Genomic DNA, 24,884 nt, shown 5'->3' on the forward strand with positions numbered 1-24,884 from the left:
CGGGAGCGTAGGTCAAGATGAGGGGGTGAGCACGCCGCGCCCCGACCTCGCCGCGCCGCACTGGCTCGTCCAGCTCCTGCGCAGCACGCCGGTGCCGGTGCCGTGGAACATGGTCGCCCGGGCCGTGGTCGCGCTGGCCGTGCCGCTTGCGATCGCGTACGCGGCGGGCGACATCGCCGTCGGCGCGCTCATCTCGACCGGGGCCCTGCCCGCCGTGCTGTCCGAATCGGCCGGGCCCTACCGCTACCGCGCCCGGCGGCTCGGCGGCGCGACGCTCGCCGCGACCGCGGGCTACCTCGCCGGGCTGCTCACCGGCGGCACCCCGGCGCTGTCCATGCCCACGGTGATCCTGGTCGCCGCGGTGTCCGCGGTGATCAGCGCGGCCGGGAGCAACGCCTCGGTCGCCGGGCTGCAGATGCTCGTGTTCTGCGTGATCGCCACCGGGCAGCACGCGACCGGCGTCCGCGTCGAGGTCCTCTTCGGCTGCTTCTGCCTCGGCGCCGCCTGGAGCCTCCTGGTCGCGCTCGTCACCTGGACGGTCCGGGCGACCAGCCCCGAACGCACCGCCGTCGCGCACGTCTACGTCGAACTGGCCGCGATGCTGTCGGCGACCGACGAAGCCGTCTCGCGGGTCGCCCGCCACCGGCTGACCACGGCGATGAACACCGCCTACGACCAGCTGCTCACCGCGCGCTCCTGGCTGTCCGGCCGCGACGCCGCTTACCGGCACCTGCTCAACCTGCTGTCGGCGACGACACCCGCCGTCGAGGCGTCGGTGGCGATGGTCAACGCGGGTCGCCGGCCGGCGGCGGAAGTCGTCGACCACTTCGTCGCGCTTTCGGCGGCGGTGCTGGCCGGCCAGCCGCTGCCGCCCCCGCCGCCGGCGCCGCCCGGCGACCCCGACCCGGTGCTCGCCGCGCTCTACGCGGGGCTGGTCCGGATCGGCAAGGGCGACGACCGCAAGCGCCGGCAGCCGACGCCGTGGCACCGCCGCCTGCGGGAGTGGGCGGGCTCGCTCGCGTCCGGCCCGCTGACCTGGATCGCCGCGCTGCGGCTGACGCTGTGCGTCGCGATCGCCGAGGTCGTCGGCCTGCTCGTGCCGCTGGAACGCTCGTACTGGATCACCCTGACCGTCGGCATCGTGCTCAAGCCCGACTTCGGCTCCGTCTTCGGCCGCGCGGTGCTGCGCGGCATCGGCACGGTCATCGGCGTCGGGATCGGTGCCGCGGTGCTCGGTCTCGGCGCGAACGGCTGGGTCCTGGTGGTACTCAGCGCGGTCTTCGCCGGCGGCATCGCGGTGGGGAAGGTGCGCAACTACGGCATCCAGAGCGCTTTCGTGACGCCGTTGATCATCCTGCAGATGGGCCTGGCCCACACCGGGAACTGGAGCGTGGTGCTGGCGCGGCTGGTCGACACCGTGCTGGGCTGCGTGATCGTGCTCGTCTTCGGCTACCTGCTGTGGCCCGGCAGCCGGCGCCCGCGGGTGGGCGGGCGGCTGGCCGACGGCCTGGACGCGGTTGCCAAGTACGTCTCGCACGCGCTGGTCGAAGCGTCGTCGGGGGAGGCGCGGCTGGCGCGGTCGCGGGCGCGGCGCGGGGCCTACCGGGCCCTGGCCGACCTGCGGACGGCGTTCCAGCAAGCCGTCGTCGAGCCGTCCGCGCACGGCCGCCAGGCGGTGGCGTGGTGGCCGGTGATCGCCGCGCAGGAGCGCGTCGCGGACGCCGTCACCGAAGTCGGCGTGACGATCGGGCGGGGCGTGCCGCCGCCGGACCCGGCCGACATCGAGCTGCTGACGGCCGCACTGGGGGAACTCGCTTCGGCGGTCCGGGAACAGCGGCCGCCGCGGTCGATGCCGCTGCCGGACGCCCCGCAGCTGTCCGGCGTGGTCGACCAGCTGGAGTCGGCGTTCGACGCCGTCCGCGGGCCCGACCTGGCCGAACGCGCGCCCCAGGGGATCGTCCGGCGGTTCTTGCCCTACCACAGGCGCACCTGAGGACCGTGCGGTTCAATGCACCCATGGGAATCGACTTCGAAGCGTTGAAGGGCAAGGCCGAAGAGGCCCTGCGCGAGCACAACGACAAGATCGAGGAGGGCCTCGACAAGGCCGCCGACTTCGCGAAGTCGAAGTTCGCCGGCCACGACGGCCAGATCGACACCGGTGTCGAGAAGGCGAAGGACTTCCTCAACAAGTTCGACGACACACCGGACAACCCGCCGGCGCGGTAGCTACTGGACTTCGCCGGTCGCGATCCCGTCCGCGAGGCCGGTGATCCGGCCGCCGCGTTCACCCAGCGCGATCAGGCCTTGCCGCGCGTCCGGCGCGGCCAGGCTGATCCGGACTCCGGCCCGTTCGACGTCCAGGCTCGCGGCAAATGCTTGCGCGCCTTCGTATCCCGCGTTGATCGTGGCCGCGAGCCCGCCGGTCGACGCCAGCGAACCGCGGGCGGCGCCGAGCCGGCCGAGCGCCTCGTCGACGATCGGCAGCAGCGCGTCCCGGTTGCCTTCGGTCATCGCGCGCACGAGCTGCGGGTTCGAGCCGGCCACGCGCGTGCCGTCGCGGTAGGACCCGGCGGCCAGCGACATCGCCAGCGGGCCGCCCTCGGCGCCGATCGTGGCCAGGATCGCCGCCAGCAGGTGCGGCAGGTGCGAAATCCGGGCGATGGCCTCGTCGTGCGACTCCGCGGGCAGCGGGACGACGTGCGCCCCGATGTCCAGCACGAGCTTCGCCACCTCGGCCCAGGCTTCGAGGTCGGTGTCCTCCTCGACGGCGACCACCCACGGGGCGCCCTGGAACAGCGCGGCGTCCCCGGCCGGCCAGCCGGAGTTCGACGTCCCCGCCATCGGGTGCCCGCCGACGTACCGCGTGTACGGCACGCGACGGCGGACCGCGTCCAGCACCGGCGCTTTCACGCTGGTCACGTCGGTGAGCAGGCAGTGCGACGCGTGCTGGCCGACCAGGCGCAGCAGGTCTTCGACGGCCGGGAGCGGCACGGCGAGCACGACCATCGCGTCCTCGGCCGCGGCCCGGTGCAGGGTCGCCTCGACATCGGTCGTGACGTCGTAGCCCGCTCTGCTGGCCGCGTCGGCGTCCACTTCGGATACCGCGGCACCCCACGCTGTGCGGCCGTTGGCGGCCGCCGCGCGCAGCAGTGACCCGCCGATCAGCCCGAGCCCGATCACGCATACGTCTCGCACGGGGCCCATCCTGCCAGTGCCGGACCCTTCACGGGCTACAGCGCGGCGGCGAGCCGCGTCCCCTGGTCGATCGCGCGCTTCGCGTCGAGTTCCGCGGCGACGTCGGCCCCGCCGATCAGGTGCACCGGCAGCCCGGCCGCGCGCAGGTCGTCGGCGAGGTCCCGCACCGGCTCCTGACCGGCGCAGACGACGACCGTGTCGACTTCCAGGAGCCGCGGCACGCCGTCGACGGTGATGTGCAGGCCGTCGTCGTCGATCCGCTCGTAGGTGACGCCGGTGAGCTGCTCGACGCGCTTGGCCTTGAGCGCGGCCCGGTGCACCCAGCCGGACGTCTTGCCGAGCCCGGCCCCGATCCCGGACTTCTTGCGCTGCAACAGGAACACCTGCCGTGGTGCCGGCTCGGGCCGCGGCGTGCCGAGGCCGCCCGCCGCCTGTTCCGGGTCGGTGACACCCCATTCGGCCAGCCACGCGCCGAGATCGAGCGCGGGCGAACTCGTGTGCGTGAGGAACTCGCTGACGTCGACGCCGATGCCGCCGGCCCCGATCACCGCGACCCGCTCGCCGACCGGCTTGCCGTGCTTGACGACGTCGACGTAGGACAGCACCTTCGGGTGGTCGATCCCGGGCAGCGACAGCACGCGTGGAGCGACCCCGGTGGCCAGCACGACTTCGTCGAAGCCGGTGAGTTCGGCCGCGGCCACGCGCTTTCCGAGGTGCAGCTTCACCCCGGTCACTTCGAGCCGCCGCCGGTAGTAGCGGATGGTCTCGGCGAACTCCTCCTTGCCGGGGATCTTCCGCGCGATGCCGAACTGGCCGCCGATTTCGTCGTCGGCCTCGAACAGTTCGACGCCGTGCCCGCGTTCGGCCAGCGCGGTCGCCGCGGACAGCCCGGCCGGGCCGGCGCCGACGACGGCGACGTGCTTCGACCGCCGTGCCGGCGCGAGCGTCAACGTCGTTTCGTGGCCGGCCCGCGGATTCACCATGCAGGACACCAGCTTGCGCTTGAAGGCGTGGTCCAGACAGGCCTGGTTGCACGCGATGCAGGTGTTGATCTCGTCCTCGCGGCCGGTCTCGGCCTTCCGGATCCATTCGGGATCGGCGAGGAACGGCCGGGCCATCGACACGAGATCGGCGTCGCCGCTGCTCAAGGCTTCCTCGGCGACCTGCGGCATGTTGATCCGGTTCGAGGTGACGACCGGGATGGTCACGTGCGGCCGGAGCTTCCCGGTCACCCAGGTGAAGGCGGCGCGCGGCACCGACGTGACGATCGTCGGCACGCGGGCCTCGTGCCAGCCGATGCCGGTGTTGATGATCGTGGCTCCGGCGGCTTCGACCTCTTTGGCGAGCGCGACGACGTCTTCCCAGCGCTGGCCGCCCGGGACGAGGTCGAGCATGGACAGCCGGTAGATGATGATGAAGTCGTCGCCGGCCTTTTCCCTGGTGCGCTTGACGATCTCGACGGCGAACCGGCGGCGCTTCGCCGCCGTGCCGCCCCAGGCGTCGGTGCGCTTGTTGGTGCGTTCGGCCAGGAACTGGTTGATCAGGTAGCCCTCGGAGCCCATGATCTCGATGCCGTCGTAGCCTGCTTCGCGCGCGAGAGCGGCGCAGTCGGCGAAGGCGCGGATCTGCTGACGCACGCCGTAACCGGTGAGCGCGCGCGGCCGGAACGGGTTGATCGGCGCCTTGATGCTCGACGCCGACACGCTCAGCGGGTGGTAGGCGTACCGGCCCGCGTGCAGGACCTGCAGCGCGATCTTGCCGCCCGCTTCGTGGACGGGCGCGGTGAGCTGCCGGTGCTGCTTGGCTTCGGCGGACGTCGTCAGCTTGGAGGCGAGCGGCAGCAGCCAGCCGGTGCGGTTCGGCGCGAACCCGCCGGTGACGATGAGCCCGACGCCGCCGCGGGCGCGTTCGGCGTAGTACTCGGCCAGTTCGGGGAAGTGCGAAGCCTTGTCTTCGAGGCCGGTGTGCATCGAGCCCATCAGGACGCGGTTGCGCAGCGTCGTGAAGCCGAGGTCGAGCGGCGACAGCAGGTGCGGGTACGGGCTCATCGGGCGTCCTCGGGGTGGTGGAGTGCGGTCAGGACTTCGTCGAACCACTCGACCTGGCCCTCTTCGACGCGGATGCCGCCGCGCAGGACCAGGTACTGGTGCAGGTGCCGGCCGGTCAGGCCCCCCGGGGCGGGGAAGTCGCGCTTCTCGATCTGGCGGTAGACGTCGAGGCGTTCGGCGTGCTTCGCCCGGTGCCGGACGATCTCTTCGGCCACCTTCGCCGGATCGCCGAAGGTCGCGCCGCGGATCTTCACGGCCAGCTCGACCGGCCCGGCGGACGGATCCGGCTCGGCCAGCCAGCGGACGAGTTCGGCGCGTCCGCTGTCGCTCACCGTGTAGACCTTCTTGTCCGGCCGCCCCGACTGCGCGACGACGTCGACGGCCACCCAGCCGGCCTCTTCCATCCGCTTCAGCACGCGGTAGATCTGCTGGTGGGTGGCGCTCCAGAAGAGCCCGATCGACTTCTCGAAGCGGCGGGTGAGCTCGTAGCCCGAACCGGCGCGCTCGGACAGCGAGACGAGGATCGCGTGCTCCAGTGCCATGGCACGAGGGTCCTATGCAACTAGTTGCACTGCAACGAGGCGCGCATCACTTCACCCCCACGGGTGGGATAAATCGGGTCGACTACTCGCGCGAAAAGACGAGGATGGGAGGAGTGCACCCGGTACTCGAACTGATCTCCGATCGGATGGCGTCGGGCAGTGTCCCGGGAGAGCGCACCGACGGCCGGCGCCTCGCGCTCGCCATCGAGGGCGGCAGCAGCCGCGGCACGTACTCCAGCGGCATGGTCCTGGCGCTGGACGAACTCGGCGTGACACCGGCGTTCGACGCCGTCTACGGCTCGTCGGCCGGCGCGCTGAACGGCGCCTGGCTGCTCTGCGGCCGGTCCTCCACCGGCGTCCGGACGTGGTGGAACCCGGTGGTGATGCGCCGGATCATCAACCCGCTGCACACCCTGCGCGGCCGCGCGGTGATCGACCTCGAATACCTGGTCCACCAGGTCTACTCGGTGCTGGAGCCGATGGACTTCCCGGCGATCCTGGCCAACCCGGTCACCTTCCACCCGCTGGCCACCGACGCCGACACGGGGGAGTCGACCGACCTGCACCCCTTCCTCGACGACGTCGACGCGGTCAAGGTCGCGCTCGCCGCGTCGTCGTGCATGCCGGTGCTGGCCGGGCCGCCGATCCCGATGGCCGGCCGCCGGTTCGTCGACGCCGGCGTGGCCGAGCCGATCCCGTACCGCACCGCGCTCGCCCAGGGCGCCACCGACGTCCTGGTGCTGCGCACCCGCCGCGCCGACGAGCTGCCGGTGCCGCCGCCGCGGATGCACGACGTCGTCGTGCCGCGGTTCCTGCGGCGCCAGGCCCCCGGCGCGATCCCGGCCTGGCAGGACACTTACCGGCGGGACGTCGAGGACGAAGAAACGGTGACCACCGACCCGCGGATCCTGACCGTCCGCCCGCCGGCCGGCGCGCCGGACGTGGCGGTGCTGGAGCGCGACCCCGAGGTCCTGCGCAAGGCCGTCGACCTCGGCAAAAGCGCTGTCCTCGACGTGCTCGACGGACTGCGCGAAGCGTCCTAAGGCTTGCGCGCGACGCCGCCGATCACCCGCGACTCGGACGGCGAACCGGCGAACACCGTGTGCTCGTCGGGGCGCCACGCCGGGGCGTAGACGAGCCCCGGCTCCAGCATCGGCCAGCCGCCGAAGAAGCGCTCGAACTCGGCCATCGTCCGCAGGAAACCCGGGTTCGTCGTGGTCTCGTAGTACTCGAGCAGGTCGAGCAGCGCCTGCCGCTCGTCTTCGTTCACCGGGTTCTCGTTGGTCATCTGCGACAGCACCAGCAGCGACCCGGGGGCGAGCCGGGCGCGGTAGAACTCGAGCAGCCGATCCGGGTCCTGCTCGTCCTTGACGAAGTGCATGACCGCGTTGATCACCAGGGCGATCGGCTCGCGCACGTCGATGAGGTCCGACGCCTTCACCCGCTCCCAGAGGTCGTCCGGCTGCAGGAAGTCCGCAGCGATGGCGTGGTGGCGCTCCGGGTCGGCGGTGTCGGCGAGCAGCAGCGTCGAGTGGGCCAGCGCGATGGGCTCGTTGTCGATGTAGAGCACCCGCGTGTCCAGCCGCGGACTGGTGTCATCTGCGACCTCGTGCACGTTGCCCGCGGTCGGCAGGCCGGAGCCGACGTCGACGAACTGCCGCAGCCCGGCGCGCACGCACGCGCGGACCGCGCGGCCCAGGAACTGCCGGCTCGTCAGGCAGTACTCGCCCATGAGCGGCAGCCGGGCGCGGACCTTTTCAGCGAAGTCGCGATCGATCGCGTAGTGGGTGTTGCCGCCGATGAAGTAGTCGTAGATCCGCGCGGCGGACGGCCGGTCGAGGCTGCTTGCGACGGCCTTGAGCGCGTCGTCGTGGTTGATCATGACCACCCCTTCGCGGCCCATGCTGCCACGGGAACGATCACGCCGGCGACAACGCCTCCCGATAGGCGTTGACGGACTCCGTCAACCGGTCCAGTTCGGCGCGCATCCGGGCGAGCCCGGCTTCGTCCAGGCTCATCGCCGCGCCGATCACGTCGGGGATGCCCCGCGCCTTTTCGTGCAGCGCCTTCCCGTCTTCGGTCAGGCTGACGCGGACCGAGCGCTCGTCGTCGGCCTGCCGGTTCCGGACCACCAGGCCCGCGGTCTGCAGCCGCTTGAGCAACGGCGAAAGCGTGCCCGAATCGAGGTTCAGCTCGGCGCCGAGCTCCTTCACCAGCCGGTGGTCCTGGTCCCAGAGCGCCAGCATGACCAGGTACTGGGGATAGGTCAGATCGAGGTCTTCCAGGACGACCCGGTACAGCGACGTCACCGCGCGCGACGCCGAGTACAGCCCGAAGCAGAGCTGGTCGTCCAGCCGCAGCGATGCCATGGCGTCCTCCTCTTCCCTTGACCGTCCATGGTGCGCGGGATCCGGCTGGACAGCAACTTAAGTGCCCTGCATCTCATTGAACTCAAATTAGTTGTGCACAACTGAGTTGCGAGCTACCTTCATGACATCAGCTTCCACCCCGAGGAGGACGACATGACCGCCAACCCGCACAACCTGGCCCTCGAACCGGCCGCGCAGGCGTTCGCCGAGGCCACCGACCAGCCGCCGTACCTGTTCCAGCTGCCGCCGGAGGAGGGCCGCAAGGCCGTCGACGGCGTCCAGGACGGCGAAATCGCCATGGCCCCCGCCGAGATCGAGGTGCTGACCGTCCCGGGCGGCCCGAACGGCGACGTCGAGACGCGGATCGTCCGCCCGGCCGGGGTCGAAGGCCCGCTGCCGGTGATCGTCTACATCCACGGCGCCGGCTGGGTGTTCGGCGACTTCCACACCCACGAGCGGCTGGTGCGCGAACTGGCCGCGGGCGTTGGCGCCGCCGTCGTCTTCCCCGAGTACAGCCGTTCGCCCGAGGCGCGCTACCCGATCGCCATCGAGGAGAACTACGCCGTGGCGAAGTGGGTCGCCCAGCACGGCGCGGAAAAGGGCCTCGACACCTCGCGCATCGCGATCGCCGGCGACTCCGTCGGCGGGAACATGACCGCGGCGCTGACCATCTTGGCCAAGCAGCGCGGCGACGTCACCTTCAAGCAGCAGGTGCTCTTCTACCCGGTCACCGACGCGAACTTCGACACCGAGTCGTACCGGCAGTTCGCCGAGGGCTACTTCCTCGGGCGCGAAGGCATGAAGTGGTTCTGGGACCAGTACACGACGGATGCCGCCCAGCGCGCGGAAATCACGGCGTCGCCGCTGCGCGCGTCGCTCGACGAGCTCGCCGGGCTGCCGCCGGCCCTGGTGATCACCGGCGAAGCCGACGTCCTTCGCGACGAAGGTGAGGCGTACGCGGCGAAGCTGCGTCAGGCCGGTGTGCCCGTCACCGCCGTCCGGTACCAGGGAATCATCCACGACTTCGTGATGGTGAACGCGCTGCGCGAGACGCACGCCGCCGAGGCCGCGATCACCCAGGCCGTCACCGTGCTGGCGCGCGCTCTGGCCGCGTAGCCGGGAAAGCGCTGAGCCCGCCGCACGTTGCGGCCCTATGGCGGAGGTCACAAGGTCGCAACGTGCGAGGGGGCTCAAACGTGATATGTACGCGAGTCCCGCGATCCGGGCGCGCATTTCTGCCCGCCCGGAAGGACCGTTGTCATGCACCTCAGCAGCATCCGGCTCGACTCGCCGATCACGATGAGCATCGTGATCGCCGTGACGCTGCTGGCGATCATCGCGATCCCGTTGTTCTGGGAGCGGTGGAAACGCAAGCTGCTGTGGCGCACCGTCACCATCCTGTGCGCGGTCGTCTCCATCGTCGTCACCACCGGCCTGACCGGCAACATGATCGGCGGGTTCTTCCCGACACTCGGTTCGCTGCTCGGCACCGGCGCCTACGCGGCCGACACCATCGACGCCGAGACGAGCGCGAACGGCGAGAACCTCGAGGTCGTCCGGGAGGTGGGTGCGGCGCACGCCAAGGAGGGCAAGGGAACCGTCGCCCACATGACGGTGACCGGCCGGCGCACCAAGCTCACCCGCGACGTGACGGTGTACCTCCCGCCGCAGCACTTCGAACCGGCCTACAAGAATCTCCGGTTCCCGGTGATCGAGTGGATCCCGAACTACCCGTCCGGGCCCGAGGTCGTCACCGACGGGTACAAGCTCCCGGAACACCTCGACGCGGCGATCGCCAAGCGCGTGCTGCCCCCGGTCGTGGTGATCATGCCGGACCCCACGGGCGTCCCGAAGATCGGTCACGACACCGAGTGCGTCGACGAGGTCAACGGCACCGCGAACGACACGTACCTGACGGCAGACCTGCGGGAGTGGGCGCTGCAGAAGCTGGGCGTGTCGGCGGACCGGAAGGCCTGGACCTTCGCCGGCTGGTCGTCCGGCGGCTACTGCGCGATGAACCTGGTGACCCGCCACCCGCAGTGGTACGGCCAAGCGGTCAGCGTCAGCGGCTACGACCGCGCCCAGATGGACGCCGAGACGGAGAACTTGTACAAGGGCCGTCAGGACGTCGACGACGCCAACAACGTCGGCATCACGGTCCGCCTCCACCCGTCCCCGGTGGACATCCTGGCCATCTGGGGCGAGAACGAGAAGTTCGAGAGCGCGGCGGCCGAGCTGATCCGCACCGGCGTCCGGTCCCCGGTCCGGTTTTCGGCGTGGAAGGTGCCGGACGCGGGCCACAACATGAACACCTTCAAGTCCCAGATCCCCGAAATCCTCACCTGGATCGGTGCCCACACGACACCGCCCGCCACGGCGGGCCGGCAGGTCGAGACCACCGGCGGGGTGCAGCCGTGGCCGCTGCCCCGGTCGGGCGCGGCGGGCGGGCTGGCGGACACCGACCAGTGAGCCGGCTCAGCCGGCCTCAGCCGCCGAGCAGCGTCGAGACGATCTCCGTGACCCGCTTCGAGCCGGTCGAGTAGTCGACCTTGGCGGGGTGCTCGGTCAGCACCACGACGATGTAGCGGCCGACCACGCCCGAGGTGTGCAGCACCCGCGTCGGCCGGCAGCACGACCAGCCCTGCTTCACCGCCCACTGCTGCCCGGCGGCGGCGTCCGGGATGCCGAAGTACTGCCGGAACCCGTCGGCCCCCCGCTCGGTCGCGTCCCGCAGCGCGTTCAAGATCGCGGCCGACTTGTGGTCGAGCAGGTACTGGTAGATCCGCACGATGTCCGACGCGGTGACGAGCGTGTCGCCCCAGCGACCGGGATCCTCCGGCGGCCGGGTGCCGGTGAGGCCCAGCTTCGTGGTCCAGCGCGTGACGATCGACGGCCCGCCGTAGGCCGACCAGAACCGGCTCGCGAGGTCGTCGTCGCTGCGGGACAGCATCCGCTGGACGTCCGCGACGGGACCGCCGTGCTCGAGGACGGAAAGCGCGATCAGCAGCTTCACGAGCGAGGCGGAGGTGTACGCGCGGTCCGCGCGCACGGAGGTGATCGCCGCGCCGCGCTCCCGGTCGAAGACCACGGCGCTGACTTCGCCATCGCGCACGATCTTGTCGAGCGCGGCGGCGTTCACCTTGACCGGCTCCGCCTTGGCCGCGGGTGCCGGCGTGGCGGACGGCTCGCTCTTGGGTGCCGGGGAGGGCGTCGAAGCCGGCGCCGGCGTCCCGGACGCCGGTGTGACGAATTCGGTGACCGCGATGGGCTGAGGCGCCGCGGCGGAGCTGTGACGTGCCGTCACCACCACCGCGCCGATCGCCCCCAGGCACAGCCCCACCAGGAAGATGCCGCTCAGCTTGCGCATGATCCGGATTGCCGGAACGGCCGTGCGCTGTTCGCGGGAACGGGCCGGTTTGTGGGATAGCTCTCGAACCGGGCCCGATCCGCGAACACACCGGGGCCCTGCGGGCAAGCACCATCGTTTCGCTCACCGTGTTCGCGGGGTACCTGAGGGCGGTGACGGTCGTCACCACCCGCTGGGAAGGACTGGAGTCATGGTTCACGCGAAAGGCGCACGCATCCGGGTCCGAGGCCTGCAGCCGGCGCAGGTGCTGGCCGGACTGGCCGGGATCGCGTTCCTCGTCGTCGGCATCATCGGATTCTCAAGGACCGGCTTCGGCAACTTCGCCGGGCACCACGACGCCGGGTTCTGGCGGTTCTCCGCCAACCCGCTGATGAGCTTGGTCCGCGTCGTGACCGGTGTCGTCGGCCTGCTGTTCGCGTTCGGCTCGGGCCGCGCGCGGACGTTCGGCTGGCTGCTGTTCATCGGTTACGGCCTGCTGTTCGTGTGGGGCCTCATGATCGACGGCCTCATTTCGACCAACCCCTTCGCCAACGCCGGCAACCCGCTGGACATCGGGCGCGCCGACACGTGGCTGCACCTCGGTGTCGCCGCGCTCGGCCTGCTGATCGCGGTCCTGCCGGCCCGCCGCACCATCCTGCTGCCCGAAGACGAGACGGTCGACGAGCCGGCGGTCGCCGAGCAGCGCACCGAGGTGATCGACCGGACCGGCCGCACGGACCGGACCGACCGCGTCGAGCCGGTCGACCACGCCGACCGCGTCCACGCCGACCGCGTCCAGACCGACGAGGTCACCGAAGAACCGCGTCGCCGGTCGTTCCTGCGTCGTGACCACAAGGGGCGAGGCCCGGAGGTCACTCACGAAGAGCGTCCGCCGGGCCTCGCCCACTAGGAGGTTCGGGGTGGTTCAGTAGGTGGTGCCACCGGAACCGGAGGTGTCATTGGTGCCCGCACCGCTGCCGGCCGGAGCTTGCTGCTGCTGGCTGGCGGCGGTGTTCGGGTTGCTGCCGAGCTTGCAGCCGGCAGGCTCGATGACGAACCAGGTGCCGTTGACGCCCTGGCCGTTCGCGTCGCCCGGCTTGGTGTCCTTCGAGAAGGTGTAGACGGGCCAGCCGCCGACGGTCACCTGCTCCGAGCCGTCCTGGCGCTTGATGCTGCCGAGCAGCTTCGAGTCGATGCCCTGCAGCTCGACCTTGCCGTTGGAGAGCACCGGCGGCCAGGTCTTGGCGCAGTCACCGTTGCAGGCGGAGGCCTTCTTCTTGGTGTCCTTCTGGAACAGGTAGAGCGTCATCCCGTTCTGGTCGACGATCGCGTCGCCGAGGCCGTCGATCTTGCTGGCGCTGAGCTTGACGCCACCGGCTTCGGAGCCGGTCGCCGCGGCCTGGCCGGCCTTCCCGCCCTTGGCGTTCGCCGCGTACCAGGCGCCACTGACGCCCTGGCCGGTCGCGTCGCCGGGCTTGGTGTCCTTGGCGTAGCGGTAGAGCGCCCACCCGCCGACGGTGATCTGCTCGGTCCCGTCGGAGCGCGTCACCTTCCCGACCATGTTCTTGTCGACGCCTTGGACTTGCACGTCCCCGGTCGCCAGCATCGGCGGCCAGGCCTTGGCGCAGTCACCGTCGCAGTTGGACTTCGGCGGCTTCGCCGTGTCCTTGTCGAACCGGTAGAGGGTCATGCCGTTCTGGTCGGTGAGCACCTGCCCGACGTCGGCGACGTCCGCGACGACCAGTTTGCTTTCGTTCGACGCCGGAGCAGCGTTGCCTACCTGGCCGTTGGCGGCCTGGCCGCCTCCGGTGCCACCGGCCGCCGCGGGAGCGACAACCGGCTGAGAGGCGGTCTCGGCACCCGAGCAAGCGGTGAGCACTGCCAGCCCGGCTGCCGCCGCGGCGACGGAGACGGCGATGCGCGTGCGAAGCATGGAAGTTCTCCTTGTGTCCGTTGGGATTTCCCGCCGCTCGGTGCGGCTGCTTGATACCCACTACACGGACACCCGCTCAGGGCGGTTCAAAGAATTTTCCGGCTAGTCCGAACGGCCCGGCTCCGGCCCGTCGCCGAAGGCACGCCCGCGGTCGCGGTCGCGGTCGCCGAGGATGGGGTCGCCAAGGGCGCGGTCGTCGAGGGCGCGGTCGACCAGGGCGCCCGCCGCGCCGGTGTAGCCGGCGGGGTCGAGCAGCGCGTCCAGCGCGGCCGCCGTCAGCACGCCGGTGATGGCGGGCAGCTCGTCCAGCACCTCCCGGAGCGGCCGGTCTTCGCGCACCGCGCGCCGGGACGCCTCGCCGAGCAGTTCCTTGGCCTTCGCCTTGCCGAGCAGCGGCGCGAGCACGGCGGAGAGCCGTTCGGAGACGATCAGCCCGTGCGTCGACGCCAGGTTCGCCCGCATCCGCCCGGGCACCGCGGTGAGCCCCCGCGCCAGCTCGGCGGCGGTGTGCGCGGCACCGCCGGTCAGCCGCAGGCACTCGCGGACCAGCTGCCACTCGGCGTGCCAGACCCCGGCCGACCGTTCGTCCTCGGCGAGCATCGACTGCGTGACCCCGGCGGCCAGCACGGGCACCTGCAGCGCGGCCGACCGGATCAGCGTCGCGAGCACCGGGTTCCGCTTGTGCGGCATCGCCGAGGAACCGCCCCGCCCATCGGCGGCCGGTTCGGCGACCTCGCCCAGCTCGGTCCGGCTGAGCGTCTCGACGTCGACGGCCAGCTTCCCCAGCGCCCCGGCGGTGAACGCAAGCGCACCGGCGAGGTCGGCCACCGGCGTCCGCAGCGAGTGCCACGGAAGCACCGGAGCGGCAAGCCCGGTCTCCTCGGCGAACGCAGCGGTCAGCCGCTCCACGTAGTCGCCGACGTCCAGGCCGGCGGCCGTCTCGTCGGTGAGGCGCGCGTACTCGACGTACGCCGCCAGCGTTCCGGCCGCTCCGCCCAGGGAGACCGGCAGCCCGCCGTCGAGCACGCGCCGGATGCGGACGGCCGCGTCCAGCACCAGCTGCCGCCAGCCCGCGGCCTTGAGCCCGAACGTCGTCGGCACCGCGTGGGCCGTCAGCGTTCGCCCGGCCATGGTCGTGTCCCGGTGCGCGCGGGCCAGCCCGGCCAGCGCCTCGGCCGTGGCGTCGAGGTCAGCGACGAGCGGCCGCAGCGTCCGGTCGGCGACCAGCATCATCGCGGTGTCGAAGATGTCCTGGCTGGTCGAGCCGCGGTGCACGTACTCGGCGGCACCGGGCGCGAGCTCGCCGACCGCCGACGTCAGCGCCTTCACCAGCCCGACGACCGGGTTCGCGGTCGCCCGCGACCCGCGCGCCAGCTCGGCGACGTCGATCCGCGCCTTGCCCGCGGCCTCCGTGATCGCGTCGGCGGCCTCCGGCGGCACCGTCCCGAGCCGCGCCTGCGCCCTCGCGAGCGCCGCCTCGGCGTCGAGCATCGCGCGCAACCAGGCCTCGTCTCCGGTCGACGCTTCGGCCGGCGTACCGGCCCGCACCGGGGACAGGAGTCCGGAATCGGGGTCGACGGTCATGGCGTCAGCATCGCACGCGGCCGCCCTCGCCGACGGCCGCACGATCGGGTCTGGCACGCTCATCCGCCATGACCAGCGCTCCGTCCGCCGAGGACACCGCCGGCTCCGAAATCCGGGCCATCGCCGCCGAGCGGCTGACCTTCTTTTCGGACGCCGTCGTCGCCATCGCGATCACGCTGCTCGCGCTCGAGCTGCCGCTGCCGGAGGGCGCCACCAGCGCCGAGCTGCTGCGGTCACTCGGTCATCACCAGTCCGAATACGTCTCCTTCCTGATCAGCTTCATCGTCATCGGCGGCCACTGGCGCGCCCACCACCGCCTGTTCAACTACGTCACCACGCTCGGCGGCGGGCTCGCCCGCCTCACCTTCGGCTGGCTTTTGATGCAGGTGATCATGCCCTTCGCCACGAAGGTGATCGCCGAAGACGGCGGGTTCGAATTCCGCTTCGTCTTCTACGCCGTCGTGCAGGTCGTCGCGCTGACGCTGTTCCTCCTCATGGCCTGGCAGATCAAGCGGAACCACCTCTACCGCGCGGACACCCCGCCGGAGCTCTTCGGCAAGGTCTACCGCGGGATCGGCGCGATGATCGCCGCGTTCGCCCTCTCGATCCCGGTCGCCTTCTTCACGCACTGGGCCTACGCGTGCTGGATCGTCGTTCCGCTGGGGGCCAACCTCCTTTCCCGCTTCCGCCGCCGGACGGCAGCCGCCTGAGCCGTCATTCGCCGGTCTCGCCGTCGATCCGCTCCCGGATCAGGTCGGCCTGGCCGATGTGGCGCGCGTACTCGCCGATCATCCGCAGCATCAGCCAGCGCAGGGTGAACGGTTCGCCGGTGCTGCGGCGAATGCCGGTCTGCTCCAGTGAGCCGGCCGCGACGATCTCGCGGGAACGCTCGCATTCGGCGTGCCACAACGAGAACGCCTCGTCGACGTCGCCGCCCAGGTCGGTGAAGTCCTGCTCCGGGTCGTCGTCGGAGTAGTAGAGGTTCGGGAGGTCCTCGCCCATGAACTGGATCCGGAACCACCAGCGTTCGCAGCCCGTGAGGTGCCGCAGCAGCCCGTGCAGGGTCAATGTGGACGGTGGTACCGAGCGTTCGGACAGCTGCGCCGGATTCAGGCCGGCGCACTTCAGCTCGAAGGTGCGCCGGTAGTACTCGAGGCTTTCGGTGAGCGCCCGGCGCTCGTCAGCGACCGGCGCCGGGTCGGTTCTGGGGCCGGTCAGGCGGAGCGGAGCGGCCACCGGGGTGGTGTGTTCGGTCATGCGCGGAGCGTGCCACAGAGGTCCGACAATTTTCGGTTCGCCGCCGCGGTCGGTGACCGGGCAACCGCCGCGAAACCCCAGTTCAAGCACGGTTTCACGAACCCGGTAACGAATTTCGGGGTGCGCCGATCTGATCTTCGTCACCCCTGCTGCGCACGCCAGTTTCACCGGTCGGAGCGGCACCCCTCGGTTCGGAACCAGGAGATCACACTATGCAGCGAACCGGACGAAGAGCCGCCGTGCTGGCCGCGCTGGCGGCCGCGGCCCTGGGCGCGTCGCCCGCCGTCGCGTCCGCGGCCCCGCCCGCGAGCACGATCGACGTCAGCGCGACCACCGTGCGCGCAGGAACCACGTTCACGGTCACCGAACAGCTGACCAACCCGGCGGACTTCACGGTCACGGGCGCGAAGGCGGCGCTCTACGTCAAGGAGAAGCCGATCGCCGACGTGGTGGACCTGGTCTCCTGCGCCGGGGCGATCGCGCCGTGCGCGCCGTACCTCAGCAGCTTCCGCGGCGGTGTCGGCGACCTGGGCGCGGGCGAGAGCCGGACGGTGACGTTCACCCTGCGCGTCAAGGACGACGTCGCGCCCGGCCAGTTCACGCTCCAGCACCAGTTCGCCGGCGACAACTACGCGTTCGCCGTCGAAGACGGCCCGGCCGTCACGATCGCCCCGCCGGACGAAGCCGACGTCAAGGTCGCGCTGACGGCCACCCCGCGCCCCAGCCTGGTGGCCCAGGTCGAGTACGTGATCAAGGTGTCGAACACCGGCCCGGCCACGGCGACCGGCGTCCGCGTGACGGCCAACCCGGGCACCGGCCGCACGGTCGTGTCGACGACGGGCTGCACCCGCTCGGGCGCGACGCTGACCTGCGCGATCGGCACCCTGGCCCCGGGCGCCTCGGCCACGGCGAAGTTCACCTCGGAAGGCGGCTTCTTCGCCTGGGGAGCGTTCACGACAACGGCCCAGCGAGCCGCGAGCGCGCCGGCCGACCCGGAGGCTGCCAACGACAAGGCGTCGAAGAAGTGCACTGCTTACACGGGCCTGTTCGTCCAGTGTTGACGGCGTGACGCGCGGGACCTGAATCGGGTCCCGCGCGTCCGTTTTTCTTTCGTCCAAAGAGGATCAGAGCGCGAACGCAGCCGAGCACCCCCGCCGCCGCACGGCATCGGCGGTCTCGTCGGCAGCCTGTTCGGTGGTGTCGATGACGTGCCGTTCCAGCTCACCAAGCCCGGCGAACGCGCCGTACATCCCCTTGAGCGGCTCGACGTCGGTGAGTTGAGGCGCGTCGCGGGCGACCCCCCGAGCGAGGGTGACTTCGAGGCTGGGCCGGAGCACGACGTAGTAGAGGTCCAGACCGTCGCGCCGCGCAGCGTCCCGGAAGGGCTGCAGCGCCCAGGGGCCGACGATGCCATCGAGCACCACGTCGTAGTCCCCACGCGCATACCCACAGGCAGCCTCGGCGATCACCCCGAGCACGACCTCGTTCTGCCGGGCGGCCTCGGGCAGGTAAGGCGGCACGAACCCGGTCCGGATCCAGACGTAGAAGCTGTCGGTGTGCAGGTGAACGGCAGGCCGCACACCATCGGCAGTCACCATCCGGGCAACGGTCGACTTCCCGGCACCGGGCGGCCCGGTGAGGATCAGCAGGGAACCAGGCATGGACGCATCATGGCCAGCAGACCGGCGAAGAACCAGTCTTGACCTTCCCGGCAGCCTCAGCCGGACCCGGCGTGCGAGGTCCCGACCGGGGCCTGGCTAAACTGGTGGCACGGGCCGTTAGCTCAATTGGTAGAGCTGCGGACTTTTAATCCGTAGGTTCTGGGTTCGAGCCCCAGGCGGCCCACCACTGATCGTACGTCTGACCTGCGCATTTGATGGAATCTGCGCCGGTTTGCTGTTGCAACTGCGCGTTGGGGGCTCCGTTGCGTCTCCCTTCTCACTGGCGTGCCGGACAACAGTCTGCACGGACGGGCGAACGCTGGCGGGAGCCCGACGATCGGAGCCGAAGACCACCAGGGCCTGCGCGACTCCGGTCACCGTCCCCAGTGCCGAGCATGGTGACGAGAACCAAGGAGCCGTTGGCCACGCTCTCGGCCCGGTCGCCTTCGTCCTGGCCGCTCCCTGGCGGCTGCCGAGAGGTGCTTGCTGCGAACTTGCACAGAATTCGCGGTTTCTCATCTACTACTACATGAGCCTTGCACCGAACAGCGGAGACCACACTCCGCAGAACCCGGACCCCGGGGACAGCAACCATGTCCTCGTCATCGTCTGCAATGCGGTCATCGCGGGACTGACCAGCCTCTACGTCACTACCCAATCGATCGCGGTGGTCGCCATCGCCGCCGGGCTGGTCGTCGTCCTGGCGGTCCTCGTTGCGTTGGTCCACCGGCGATGAGCTCGAATCGTGACGGCAATTCTGTAGCAGGGTGACCCGTGAATACAGACTCAATGGGGGACGAGACCTCGGAGGAGGGACGTGCAGTGTCAGACGACGATACGGATGCCTTCGATGCGTTCTTCCGTGGGCACCTGCTCCCGGAGATGCGGCACCTCGTCCGACTTGGGTTCAGCGCGGACTGTGCGTCGGATGCCGTGGAGGAAGCCATGACGACCCTATACGCCCAGTGGAAGGAAATTCGGCACCCGTGTGCTTGGGTCCGTAAAACGTCGTGGGGGCACGCTATGACCATCACCAAGCAGCAGTTCGACGTCCTGCCCGACGACATCGCGCGTCAGGACCCGGCGTTTCGGCACTACGATGAAGATCCAGTCATTCAGCAGGAGTCGAAGGCGAGGATTACTCAGTTGCTGGCCGGGTTGCCGCCCAAGCGGCGGGCGGTGATGTCTGCCTGGCTGGCGGGCGCCGAGGACTCGGAGATCGCGAAGGAACTGGAGATCAGCGAGGGAACAGTTCGCTCGCACCGACGTTATGGCCTGGCAGACGTTGCGAAGAAGCTGAGGTTGGAAGGAGGTCTGTCGTGACCGACAACGAGCAGTCCGAGGTGGAGGCGGTCCTGCGGCAGGCCGACGCCGAACTGGGCCGCGAACTGAGCGCTCGCACGGACGTTGAGGCCATGCTCGAGCGGGTGAAGCGTCGTGCCGGAGCGCTGCGTGACAGTAAGTCGGCAGTGGAGGTTTCCCAGGCATCGGCGGCCGTTCCCCGGCGCACGGTGTCTGAGCGCGTTCGTCACGGAACCTCGGCTCGTGACACCGCCGTCGTAGCGACGGCTACCGACTGGGTTCCCGTGGGGGTCGACCCGACCCGAGCGAGCGTCGCGCGTGTGTACGACGCCTTCCTGCTGGGGAAGGACAATTACGAGATCGACCGGGAGGTCCTGCACAGGGTGCAGCAGGCCGCCCCGGAGGCGCAGGACCTCGCGTTCGAAAACCGAGGCTTCCTGGTCCGCGCCTGCCGGTTCCTCGCGAGCCAGACGGGCATCACGCAGTTTCTCGACCTCGGCTCGGGGCTGCCGACGGCGGAGAACACCCACCAGGTCGTCCAGCGGATTAACCCGGAGACCAAGGTCGTCTACGTCGACAACGACCCGGTGGTCCTGGCCCACGGGCGGGCGCTGCTGGAGAAGAACGAGAACACCCACTTCGTCGCCGAGGACATCTTCGAGCCGCAGCGGATCCTGGAGAACGAGGTCGTCCGGCAGCACATCGACTTCACCAAGCCGCTGGTCCTGCTGCAGATGGGCACGCTGCACCAATTCAACGGCCCGAAGGAGCGGCCGGCGGAGATCATGCGGGAGTACGTCGACGCGCTGCCGTCGGGCTCGTTCGTCGCGCTCTCGCATTTCTTCGACCCCGAGGACGAGGACTCCGCGACCGCCCGCAAGATGGAGGACTTCTTCCTGCACAGCCCAATGGGCTGTGGGACTTTCCGCACTCGGACGGAGATCGAGGCGCTGTTCCCCGGCCTTGAGATGGTGCCACCGGGTGTGGTCCTGTGCGCGGACTGGTGGCCGGACGGCCCGCGGCTCAAGGCGCTCAACGTGGCGCAGCGGACCATCGCGGGGGGCGTCGGGCGCAAGCCTTAGCGGCGCGTCGCGGCACCACGTTCTATCGCCTGGTAACTGAACCGCAGGCCTCGGCTCAGCTCGAAGCCCAGCGTCAACCCGAAGCAGTTCGCTGGCGTAACTGGCTGGGATACCGGCCCGTCGGACCCGCGAGCTCGACGCCCTGACGGCCGCCGAGCTCGCCCCCATCTTCGCCGCCGAGCGCGCCCTCCCCCGCGCAATGGCTGCCCAAACTGCGCACCGAACCACTGCGACAAGATTCTGACGCCGAGTAACCGAACTTCCGACCGCGCCGTTCGCGCGAGCGAGACCCGCGGTCAGAATAAGCCAGCGTGGCAGCAGGTTTCCGTGGGTTCGTACGGTCCATTGACTGCCCCGGCCCGTCTGCGAGTCTGCCGACGAACGGACCGCCAGGAGCGTGGACGAGTTCACCGCCGAAGAGGACGACGACACGGTCTTCGACCCCAGGCCTGGTGCCGAAATGGTGGGCTGGTCAGCGTGGCAACGCCTGGCCGCACCAGCCCACCGCTAGTCAGCGAATCCGGGCTCTGACGTGACGTCGCCCGAGGGTCGGCAGCCGCATGGTGTCCAACGGCCGGAGTACGGCGCCAACGCGGCCCTCGATCTTGCGTACGAGGATCTCGTCGGTGTCCGGGCGCAGGGGGACGACCATGAGCCGGGTCCAGGGGTCAGCGCGGCCAGCGAGGACGTGTTCCTGGATGCGGTCACCAACCGAACCCGTGCGGATTGTGCTTCCGACGTAGCGGATGGCGTTGGTGTGGTCCGCCGCGATGTAGACGGCGGCAGAGAAGCCCGACCATGCGTTGCCTTCGGTGACCTGCAGAATGGAAGCGGCTCCTGGGACGCGACGCAGCAGCGCAGCGCCAGCAAGGTCACAGGAGGTGTCGTAGGCGTCCGGGGTGAGCATGTGTGCGCGGCGGCTCATCGGCTGGCCTCGCTGTCATCTAGGTCAGGGCGCATCCGGGCCGCGCGCCGCTTGGAGCTGCGCCATTCCGAGACCATGTCGACGACCTCCTGCAGCGTCGCCTTCACAGTGGTGCTCTCGAACCCCAGGGTGTCCACCAGGGGCACGTCGGCGTGGTCTACGACCTTGGCAACTTCCTCCGCCGCGGCGTGCAGGTCGTCGAGCTTGTCAGCGAAGTCCGCGATCGCCGCCGCGAACAGGTCTTCCGGGCTGTCGTGGGAGATGCCCTCCTCAGACATCTCCGCGAGCTCTCGCAGCCGTTTCGGGGTCAGGATGCTGGCGCTACGGAACCGCCGGTCGCGCGGTTCGGTCTCCTCGGGCAGTTCCTGCGGGTCACGGTCGGCGCGGCCGTCGAGGATGATCTGGCACAGCTGCCGCAGCCCCGCGTCGGACTTGGCCAGGCGCCTAAGAATCTGCTGCGGCTCGGTGTTGTTGCCGCGGCCGAATTCGGATCGGGTCAACAGCTGAGTGCGCCCGCCCACCAGATGGTAGCTGGCCAGGGTGACCAGCTCGGCGATGGCCGGGCCAGCGGTGTCTCCGGCCTGCACGAGTTCACGAATGGCCTCGCTCAGCAGGTCCAGCGGGTCCTGGCCCGTAAAGACGACGCCGCGCAGAGGCGCCCACCGCCAGCTGCGTTCAAGAGCGGCACGCAGCGTGGTGAGTCGCTTGTCGCTGGGGAAGCCTCGCAGAGCGACCTCAGCGGCCAGCTGGGTGCGCTCCTCGAGCTTGGGCTTGGTGCCGGTGAGGTCGGTGATGGCGTCGTTGACCGCTCGCGCTTCACGCTTGTTGGGGTGCGGGTTGAGCGCCCCGCAGGCGAGCACTGCGACTTCGTCATCGAGGAGTTCGTGGTCACGGACGGTGCCGTCGAGGATGTCGCGGACGTCGTCGGCGGTCATACCGTCCGGCGCGGGCAGCAGCCCGCGCTCGTAGAGGTTGTCCACCGCAGCGTTGGCCTTGGCGTTGAGCGTGGTGGCGGTGGAGAAATTCATCGGTGGCGCCATGTGCAGGTGCGCGACGAACCGCCTGCGCGCGCGGTCGAACGGGCGCGCTGCCGAGTAACCGATAATGACCCGGGCGTTGGGCATGATCGAGCAGCGGACCATGCGGGCCTGTTCGTCGGTGACGAGGTCGCTGTTCGACCACTCCACGAGGTCGCGATGCAGGTTAGCCGCGCGGCGGGCGCCGGGACGCAGGTTCCATGCGGCGTCCTTGAACGTGATTCCAAGTCCTTTGTGGACGCCGACCGTGCGGCCGAACCCGTCTGTGGACTCCAGCCGGATCACCGTGCCGACGTCGCCGGTGGTCAGCTCCAAGAAGCTCAGCCATCCCGGTGTCTCGATACCTCGGTCCTGGATGGAAGGCACGTGCGGGTTGTTTTCGGCCATGTCGTTGATTGGCGGCCCCATCGCGTCGATCATCGCTTCGGCGGTGTCCATCTCGAAGGTCAGCAGCGGCTGTCCGTCCACGGCGCCGAAGCGAGGCATGCCAATCGTGCCGCGCGCGTGCTCGCCTTCGAACCGGATGTTGTCCGGCGAAGGAACAATCCGCCAGGCGAGGACGTCGAACTCGATGTAAGTGAACTCTTCGGAGCCGAACCGCTGGACCTTCGGCGCGCGCAGAGCACTGCGGAGCTGCTGCTGGTTCGCGGCGGCATGTGCCAGCGCCTCGGCGAGCACTTCGGGCAGGCCGGCCGCAACACCGGCGGCGATGCTCTTCCCGATCATTGCTGCCGAGGCGGGCGGCCGCAGACGCGTGCCGATCATCCGATGGTCGACGACATCCGGCTCAGGGAAGTCTTCGAGCTCATTGGTCGGCATGGCTGAAATAGTCACGGGAGTCCTCCTCGGGCTCTCGGCCTGATCACCACCGTGGTCATCAGAAGCGAGGGCCTGGGCCAGACTCAGCACCGTGCCCCCACCTGTCCCTCTCGGCCGGACGGCCGTCCAGGGGGTGTGGCGCACCGCCAACCCGGCCGTTCCCCTCAGGTCACCCGCCGACTGTGACGGGTGGAGCCTTGGCCCGGCCGGGCTCCGCGCGGGAGCAAGCGACCGAACTGGGACCAGCGAACTGGCGATGTGATGTAGCTAACCGCCGACGGTAGCACGGGTTGCGAAGTCACCGCATCAGGCGCCATTCATCGCGCTTCAGTGCCCTCCGGCAGGGGAAGCCTCTTACCGGCCACCGAGGCGTCGGCGCCAGCTGGCCGGCCCGGCGGTTCGCTCGAGACCAGCCGGCGTGCGACGGCCGCGCCCCAGCGACGAGTCGAGGTAATGGCGTGGTGGCGGTCGGCCCTGTTACTGCAAGTGGTCGTCTCCGCTTCTACGCGTCGCTTAAGTCCGCTGGCCGCGACCGCTGGCACGAAAACCAGCTGCATGCGGACCAACTTGCTGGTCGGATCGTCGAGTGGCTCCCCGTGCTCGAGGCTTGATAACGGTCCCGACGGCGACCGCTGCTCGGTGACCATCTCGACCGGGCCCGCGCCACCTGCACGACCACCGGCGGCGGTTCGGATGAATCTGATCGCCGCGGTCGACATGGCTCTTGCGTACGCGCTGTAATCCCGCGTCCGATGGGCATCGAGGCGGTCGACGCGTCTCTGCGGGCCGCACAGGGCCGATGCGGCCGGGCAAGGCAAGCAGGGACGGGACACTTGTCAAAGACCTTGAAATCGGGGTAACCGTTTCGTGGGCCCGCGGCGATTGCCGGAGTAACAGGGCCGACCAGCGGAGTGCGTGCGTTGTCGTGGTTGGGGTCCGTGCCGAACCGGGTGTCCAGGGCTCCGTCGGTGGCGCGGTTGGCTGGCGGAAGAACTGGGACCACAAGTTCCACGACCGCTACTCATCCGGATTGTGCGGGGCATGAGGTAGAAGGAGGGATGGACACGTCATCGTCGTCACCCTGCGGTCCCGAAGCCGATGCGGACCCGCCATCACCCGGGGTGATCAGCGTGGGTCTGATCGACAACGACCCGATGATCCTGGGCAGCGCCGCTTTCTGGCTGGCCGGCCACGATCCGGGTATCGAGGTCCGTCACGTCGCCGCCGGGGTGGCCGGGTACCTGGCCCTCGACCCCTCCGACGACGTCGTCCTGCTGGACCTGGAACTCGGCGATGGCACGCGGTTCGTGGACAACGTCGACCGGCTCGTGCGGCGCGGGGACAAGGTGCTGCTGCTGTCCGTGCACGCTCAACAGCGCTTCAAGGTGGACGCGGTCCGGGCGGGGGCGGTCGGGTACCACGTCAAGGACGGCGACCGTCGGTCGCTGGTGCGCGCGATTCGCGACATCGTCACCGACCGGTACGCGCTCGACCAGGAGCTGGCGTTCGCGATCAGCCGCGACCGCACGCCCGGCCGCCCCCGGCTGTCCGGCCAGGAGGCGGAGGTGGTCAAGCTGCGCGGGCGCGCCGTGCCGATGAAGGTCATCGCCGAGCGGCTGGGCATCAGCGAGCGCACCGCGTACAGCTACCTGGAGCGCGCCAAGGTCAAGTACCGGGACGCGGGCACGCCGGTCAGCACCGTGGCTGACCTCCAGGAGCGGCTGCGGGAGGACGGCGGCCTGTGAAATGACGGTGGAATCATCGTCAACGGACCGCGGCTGAGG

24 protein-coding genes and 1 tRNA gene are annotated in these 24,884 nt (G+C 70.1%); 13 read left to right on the forward strand and 12 right to left on the reverse strand.

Going from position 1 to position 24,884, the window contains the following annotated elements:
- Positions 1-25: 25 nt before the first annotated feature.
- Both AB0F52_RS08760 and AB0F52_RS08765 read left to right on the forward strand, forming a co-directional pair.
- On the forward strand, positions 26-1,993 hold the full coding sequence (locus tag AB0F52_RS08760; protein ID WP_360166355.1) for an FUSC family protein: 1,968 nt from the start codon (positions 26-28) through the stop codon (positions 1,991-1,993).
- Positions 1,994-2,016: 23 nt separating this feature from the next.
- The gene (locus AB0F52_RS08765; RefSeq protein WP_103341725.1) at positions 2,017-2,226 is read left to right on the forward strand and encodes an antitoxin; all 210 of its coding nucleotides are present in this window, start codon (positions 2,017-2,019) and stop codon (positions 2,224-2,226) included.
- On the opposite strand, the gene AB0F52_RS08770 is transcribed toward AB0F52_RS08765, so the two are convergent.
- From AB0F52_RS08770 to AB0F52_RS08780, 3 genes are read right to left on the reverse strand one after another with little or no spacing between them, the layout of a single operon-like run.
- Positions 2,227-3,180, reverse strand: coding sequence for a prephenate dehydrogenase (locus AB0F52_RS08770; protein ID WP_360166677.1), 954 nt, complete (start codon positions 3,178-3,180; stop codon positions 2,227-2,229).
- Between the two features lie 50 nt (positions 3,181-3,230).
- Positions 3,231-5,243: an NADPH-dependent 2,4-dienoyl-CoA reductase gene (locus AB0F52_RS08775; protein ID WP_360166358.1), complete on the reverse strand. Its 2,013-nt coding sequence runs from the start codon at positions 5,241-5,243 to the stop codon at positions 3,231-3,233.
- Complete coding sequence (locus tag AB0F52_RS08780) at positions 5,240-5,785, reverse strand: PadR family transcriptional regulator (RefSeq protein WP_360166361.1); 546 nt, start codon at positions 5,783-5,785, stop codon at positions 5,240-5,242. The genes AB0F52_RS08775 and AB0F52_RS08780 overlap by 4 nt, the downstream gene beginning before the upstream one ends.
- A 104-nt stretch (positions 5,786-5,889) precedes the next feature.
- Here AB0F52_RS08780 and AB0F52_RS08785 point away from each other — a divergent pair, with 104 nt between their 5' ends.
- Positions 5,890-6,828 (forward strand): patatin family protein, encoded by a 939-nt coding sequence (locus AB0F52_RS08785; protein WP_360166364.1) that lies wholly within the window; start codon positions 5,890-5,892, stop codon positions 6,826-6,828.
- Here the strand turns inward: AB0F52_RS08785 and AB0F52_RS08790 are convergent.
- Together AB0F52_RS08790 and AB0F52_RS08795 are read right to left on the reverse strand one after the other, a co-directional pair.
- Positions 6,825-7,667: an SAM-dependent methyltransferase gene (locus AB0F52_RS08790; protein ID WP_360166367.1), complete on the reverse strand. Its 843-nt coding sequence runs from the start codon at positions 7,665-7,667 to the stop codon at positions 6,825-6,827. The two genes, AB0F52_RS08785 and AB0F52_RS08790, sit on opposite strands and share 4 nt — an antisense overlap.
- Positions 7,668-7,704: 37 nt before the next feature.
- Positions 7,705-8,154, reverse strand: a complete 450-nt coding sequence (locus AB0F52_RS08795) for a MarR family transcriptional regulator (RefSeq protein WP_360166370.1) — start codon at positions 8,152-8,154, stop codon at positions 7,705-7,707.
- A gap of 153 nt (positions 8,155-8,307) precedes the next feature.
- Here AB0F52_RS08795 and AB0F52_RS08800 point away from each other — a divergent pair, with 153 nt between their 5' ends.
- On the forward strand, positions 8,308-9,270 hold the full coding sequence (locus tag AB0F52_RS08800) for an alpha/beta hydrolase (RefSeq protein WP_360166373.1): 963 nt from the start codon (positions 8,308-8,310) through the stop codon (positions 9,268-9,270).
- Between the two features lie 144 nt (positions 9,271-9,414).
- A complete protein-coding gene (locus AB0F52_RS08805) occupies positions 9,415-10,623 on the forward strand; it encodes an alpha/beta hydrolase-fold protein (RefSeq protein WP_360166376.1) in 1,209 nt (402 codons plus the stop codon).
- Between the two features lie 16 nt (positions 10,624-10,639).
- Here AB0F52_RS08805 and AB0F52_RS08810 read toward each other — a convergent pair whose 3' ends face one another.
- Positions 10,640-11,521: a hypothetical protein gene (locus tag AB0F52_RS08810; protein WP_360166379.1), complete on the reverse strand. Its 882-nt coding sequence runs from the start codon at positions 11,519-11,521 to the stop codon at positions 10,640-10,642.
- 190 nt (positions 11,522-11,711) lie between these two features.
- Here AB0F52_RS08810 and AB0F52_RS08815 point away from each other — a divergent pair, with 190 nt between their 5' ends.
- A complete protein-coding gene (locus AB0F52_RS08815) occupies positions 11,712-12,410 on the forward strand; it encodes a DUF4383 domain-containing protein (protein ID WP_360166382.1) in 699 nt (232 codons plus the stop codon).
- Positions 12,411-12,425: 15 nt separating this feature from the next.
- On the opposite strand, the gene AB0F52_RS08820 is transcribed toward AB0F52_RS08815, so the two are convergent.
- Positions 12,426-13,433 carry an SCO0930 family lipoprotein gene (locus AB0F52_RS08820; RefSeq protein ID WP_360166385.1) on the reverse strand — a complete coding sequence of 336 codons (1,008 nt, stop codon included), beginning with the start codon at positions 13,431-13,433 and terminating at the stop codon, positions 12,426-12,428.
- A gap of 102 nt (positions 13,434-13,535) precedes the next feature.
- A complete protein-coding gene (pcaB, locus tag AB0F52_RS08825; protein ID WP_360166388.1) occupies positions 13,536-15,017 on the reverse strand; it encodes a 3-carboxy-cis,cis-muconate cycloisomerase in 1,482 nt (493 codons plus the stop codon).
- Between the two features lie 68 nt (positions 15,018-15,085).
- Here pcaB and AB0F52_RS08830 point away from each other — a divergent pair, with 68 nt between their 5' ends.
- Positions 15,086-15,727: a TMEM175 family protein gene (locus tag AB0F52_RS08830; protein WP_360166391.1), complete on the forward strand. Its 642-nt coding sequence runs from the start codon at positions 15,086-15,088 to the stop codon at positions 15,725-15,727.
- A gap of 4 nt (positions 15,728-15,731) precedes the next feature.
- On the opposite strand, the gene AB0F52_RS08835 is transcribed toward AB0F52_RS08830, so the two are convergent.
- The gene (locus AB0F52_RS08835) at positions 15,732-16,274 is read right to left on the reverse strand and encodes a DinB family protein (RefSeq protein ID WP_360166394.1); all 543 of its coding nucleotides are present in this window, start codon (positions 16,272-16,274) and stop codon (positions 15,732-15,734) included.
- Positions 16,275-16,486: 212 nt separating this feature from the next.
- Here AB0F52_RS08835 and AB0F52_RS08840 point away from each other — a divergent pair, with 212 nt between their 5' ends.
- Positions 16,487-17,335, forward strand: a complete 849-nt coding sequence (locus tag AB0F52_RS08840; protein WP_360166397.1) for a hypothetical protein — start codon at positions 16,487-16,489, stop codon at positions 17,333-17,335.
- A gap of 63 nt (positions 17,336-17,398) precedes the next feature.
- Here AB0F52_RS08840 and AB0F52_RS08845 read toward each other — a convergent pair whose 3' ends face one another.
- Positions 17,399-17,935 carry an AAA family ATPase gene (locus AB0F52_RS08845; RefSeq protein ID WP_360166400.1) on the reverse strand — a complete coding sequence of 179 codons (537 nt, stop codon included), beginning with the start codon at positions 17,933-17,935 and terminating at the stop codon, positions 17,399-17,401.
- Between the two features lie 111 nt (positions 17,936-18,046).
- On the opposite strand from AB0F52_RS08845, the gene AB0F52_RS08850 reads away from it, so the two are divergent.
- The 4 genes from AB0F52_RS08850 (at position 18,047) to AB0F52_RS08865 (ending at position 20,319) form a co-directional block, all read left to right on the forward strand.
- Positions 18,047-18,122: transfer RNA gene (locus tag AB0F52_RS08850), tRNA-Lys, on the forward strand.
- Between the two features lie 342 nt (positions 18,123-18,464).
- Positions 18,465-18,671, forward strand: coding sequence for a hypothetical protein (locus tag AB0F52_RS08855; RefSeq protein ID WP_360166403.1), 207 nt, complete (start codon positions 18,465-18,467; stop codon positions 18,669-18,671).
- A 287-nt stretch (positions 18,672-18,958) separates the two neighbouring features.
- Positions 18,959-19,258, forward strand: coding sequence for a LuxR C-terminal-related transcriptional regulator (locus tag AB0F52_RS08860; RefSeq protein ID WP_360166406.1), 300 nt, complete (start codon positions 18,959-18,961; stop codon positions 19,256-19,258).
- Positions 19,259-19,521: 263 nt separating this feature from the next.
- On the forward strand, positions 19,522-20,319 hold the full coding sequence (locus AB0F52_RS08865) for an SAM-dependent methyltransferase (RefSeq protein WP_360166680.1): 798 nt from the start codon (positions 19,522-19,524) through the stop codon (positions 20,317-20,319).
- A 511-nt stretch (positions 20,320-20,830) separates the two neighbouring features.
- Here the strand turns inward: AB0F52_RS08865 and AB0F52_RS08870 are convergent.
- Together AB0F52_RS08870 and AB0F52_RS08875 are read right to left on the reverse strand one after the other, a co-directional pair.
- Positions 20,831-21,226 carry a hypothetical protein gene (locus AB0F52_RS08870; RefSeq protein WP_360166409.1) on the reverse strand — a complete coding sequence of 132 codons (396 nt, stop codon included), beginning with the start codon at positions 21,224-21,226 and terminating at the stop codon, positions 20,831-20,833.
- 14 nt (positions 21,227-21,240) lie between these two features.
- Complete coding sequence (locus AB0F52_RS08875; protein ID WP_360166412.1) at positions 21,241-23,115, reverse strand: hypothetical protein; 1,875 nt, start codon at positions 23,113-23,115, stop codon at positions 21,241-21,243.
- 1,115 nt (positions 23,116-24,230) lie between these two features.
- On the opposite strand from AB0F52_RS08875, the gene AB0F52_RS08880 reads away from it, so the two are divergent.
- The gene (locus AB0F52_RS08880; protein ID WP_360166415.1) at positions 24,231-24,845 is read left to right on the forward strand and encodes a response regulator; all 615 of its coding nucleotides are present in this window, start codon (positions 24,231-24,233) and stop codon (positions 24,843-24,845) included.
- Positions 24,846-24,884 lie beyond the last annotated feature (39 nt).

It is taken from the genome of Amycolatopsis sp. NPDC024027 (assembly GCF_040638975.1).
In the GTDB taxonomy this organism is placed as follows: Bacteria; Actinomycetota; Actinomycetes; order Mycobacteriales; family Pseudonocardiaceae; genus Amycolatopsis.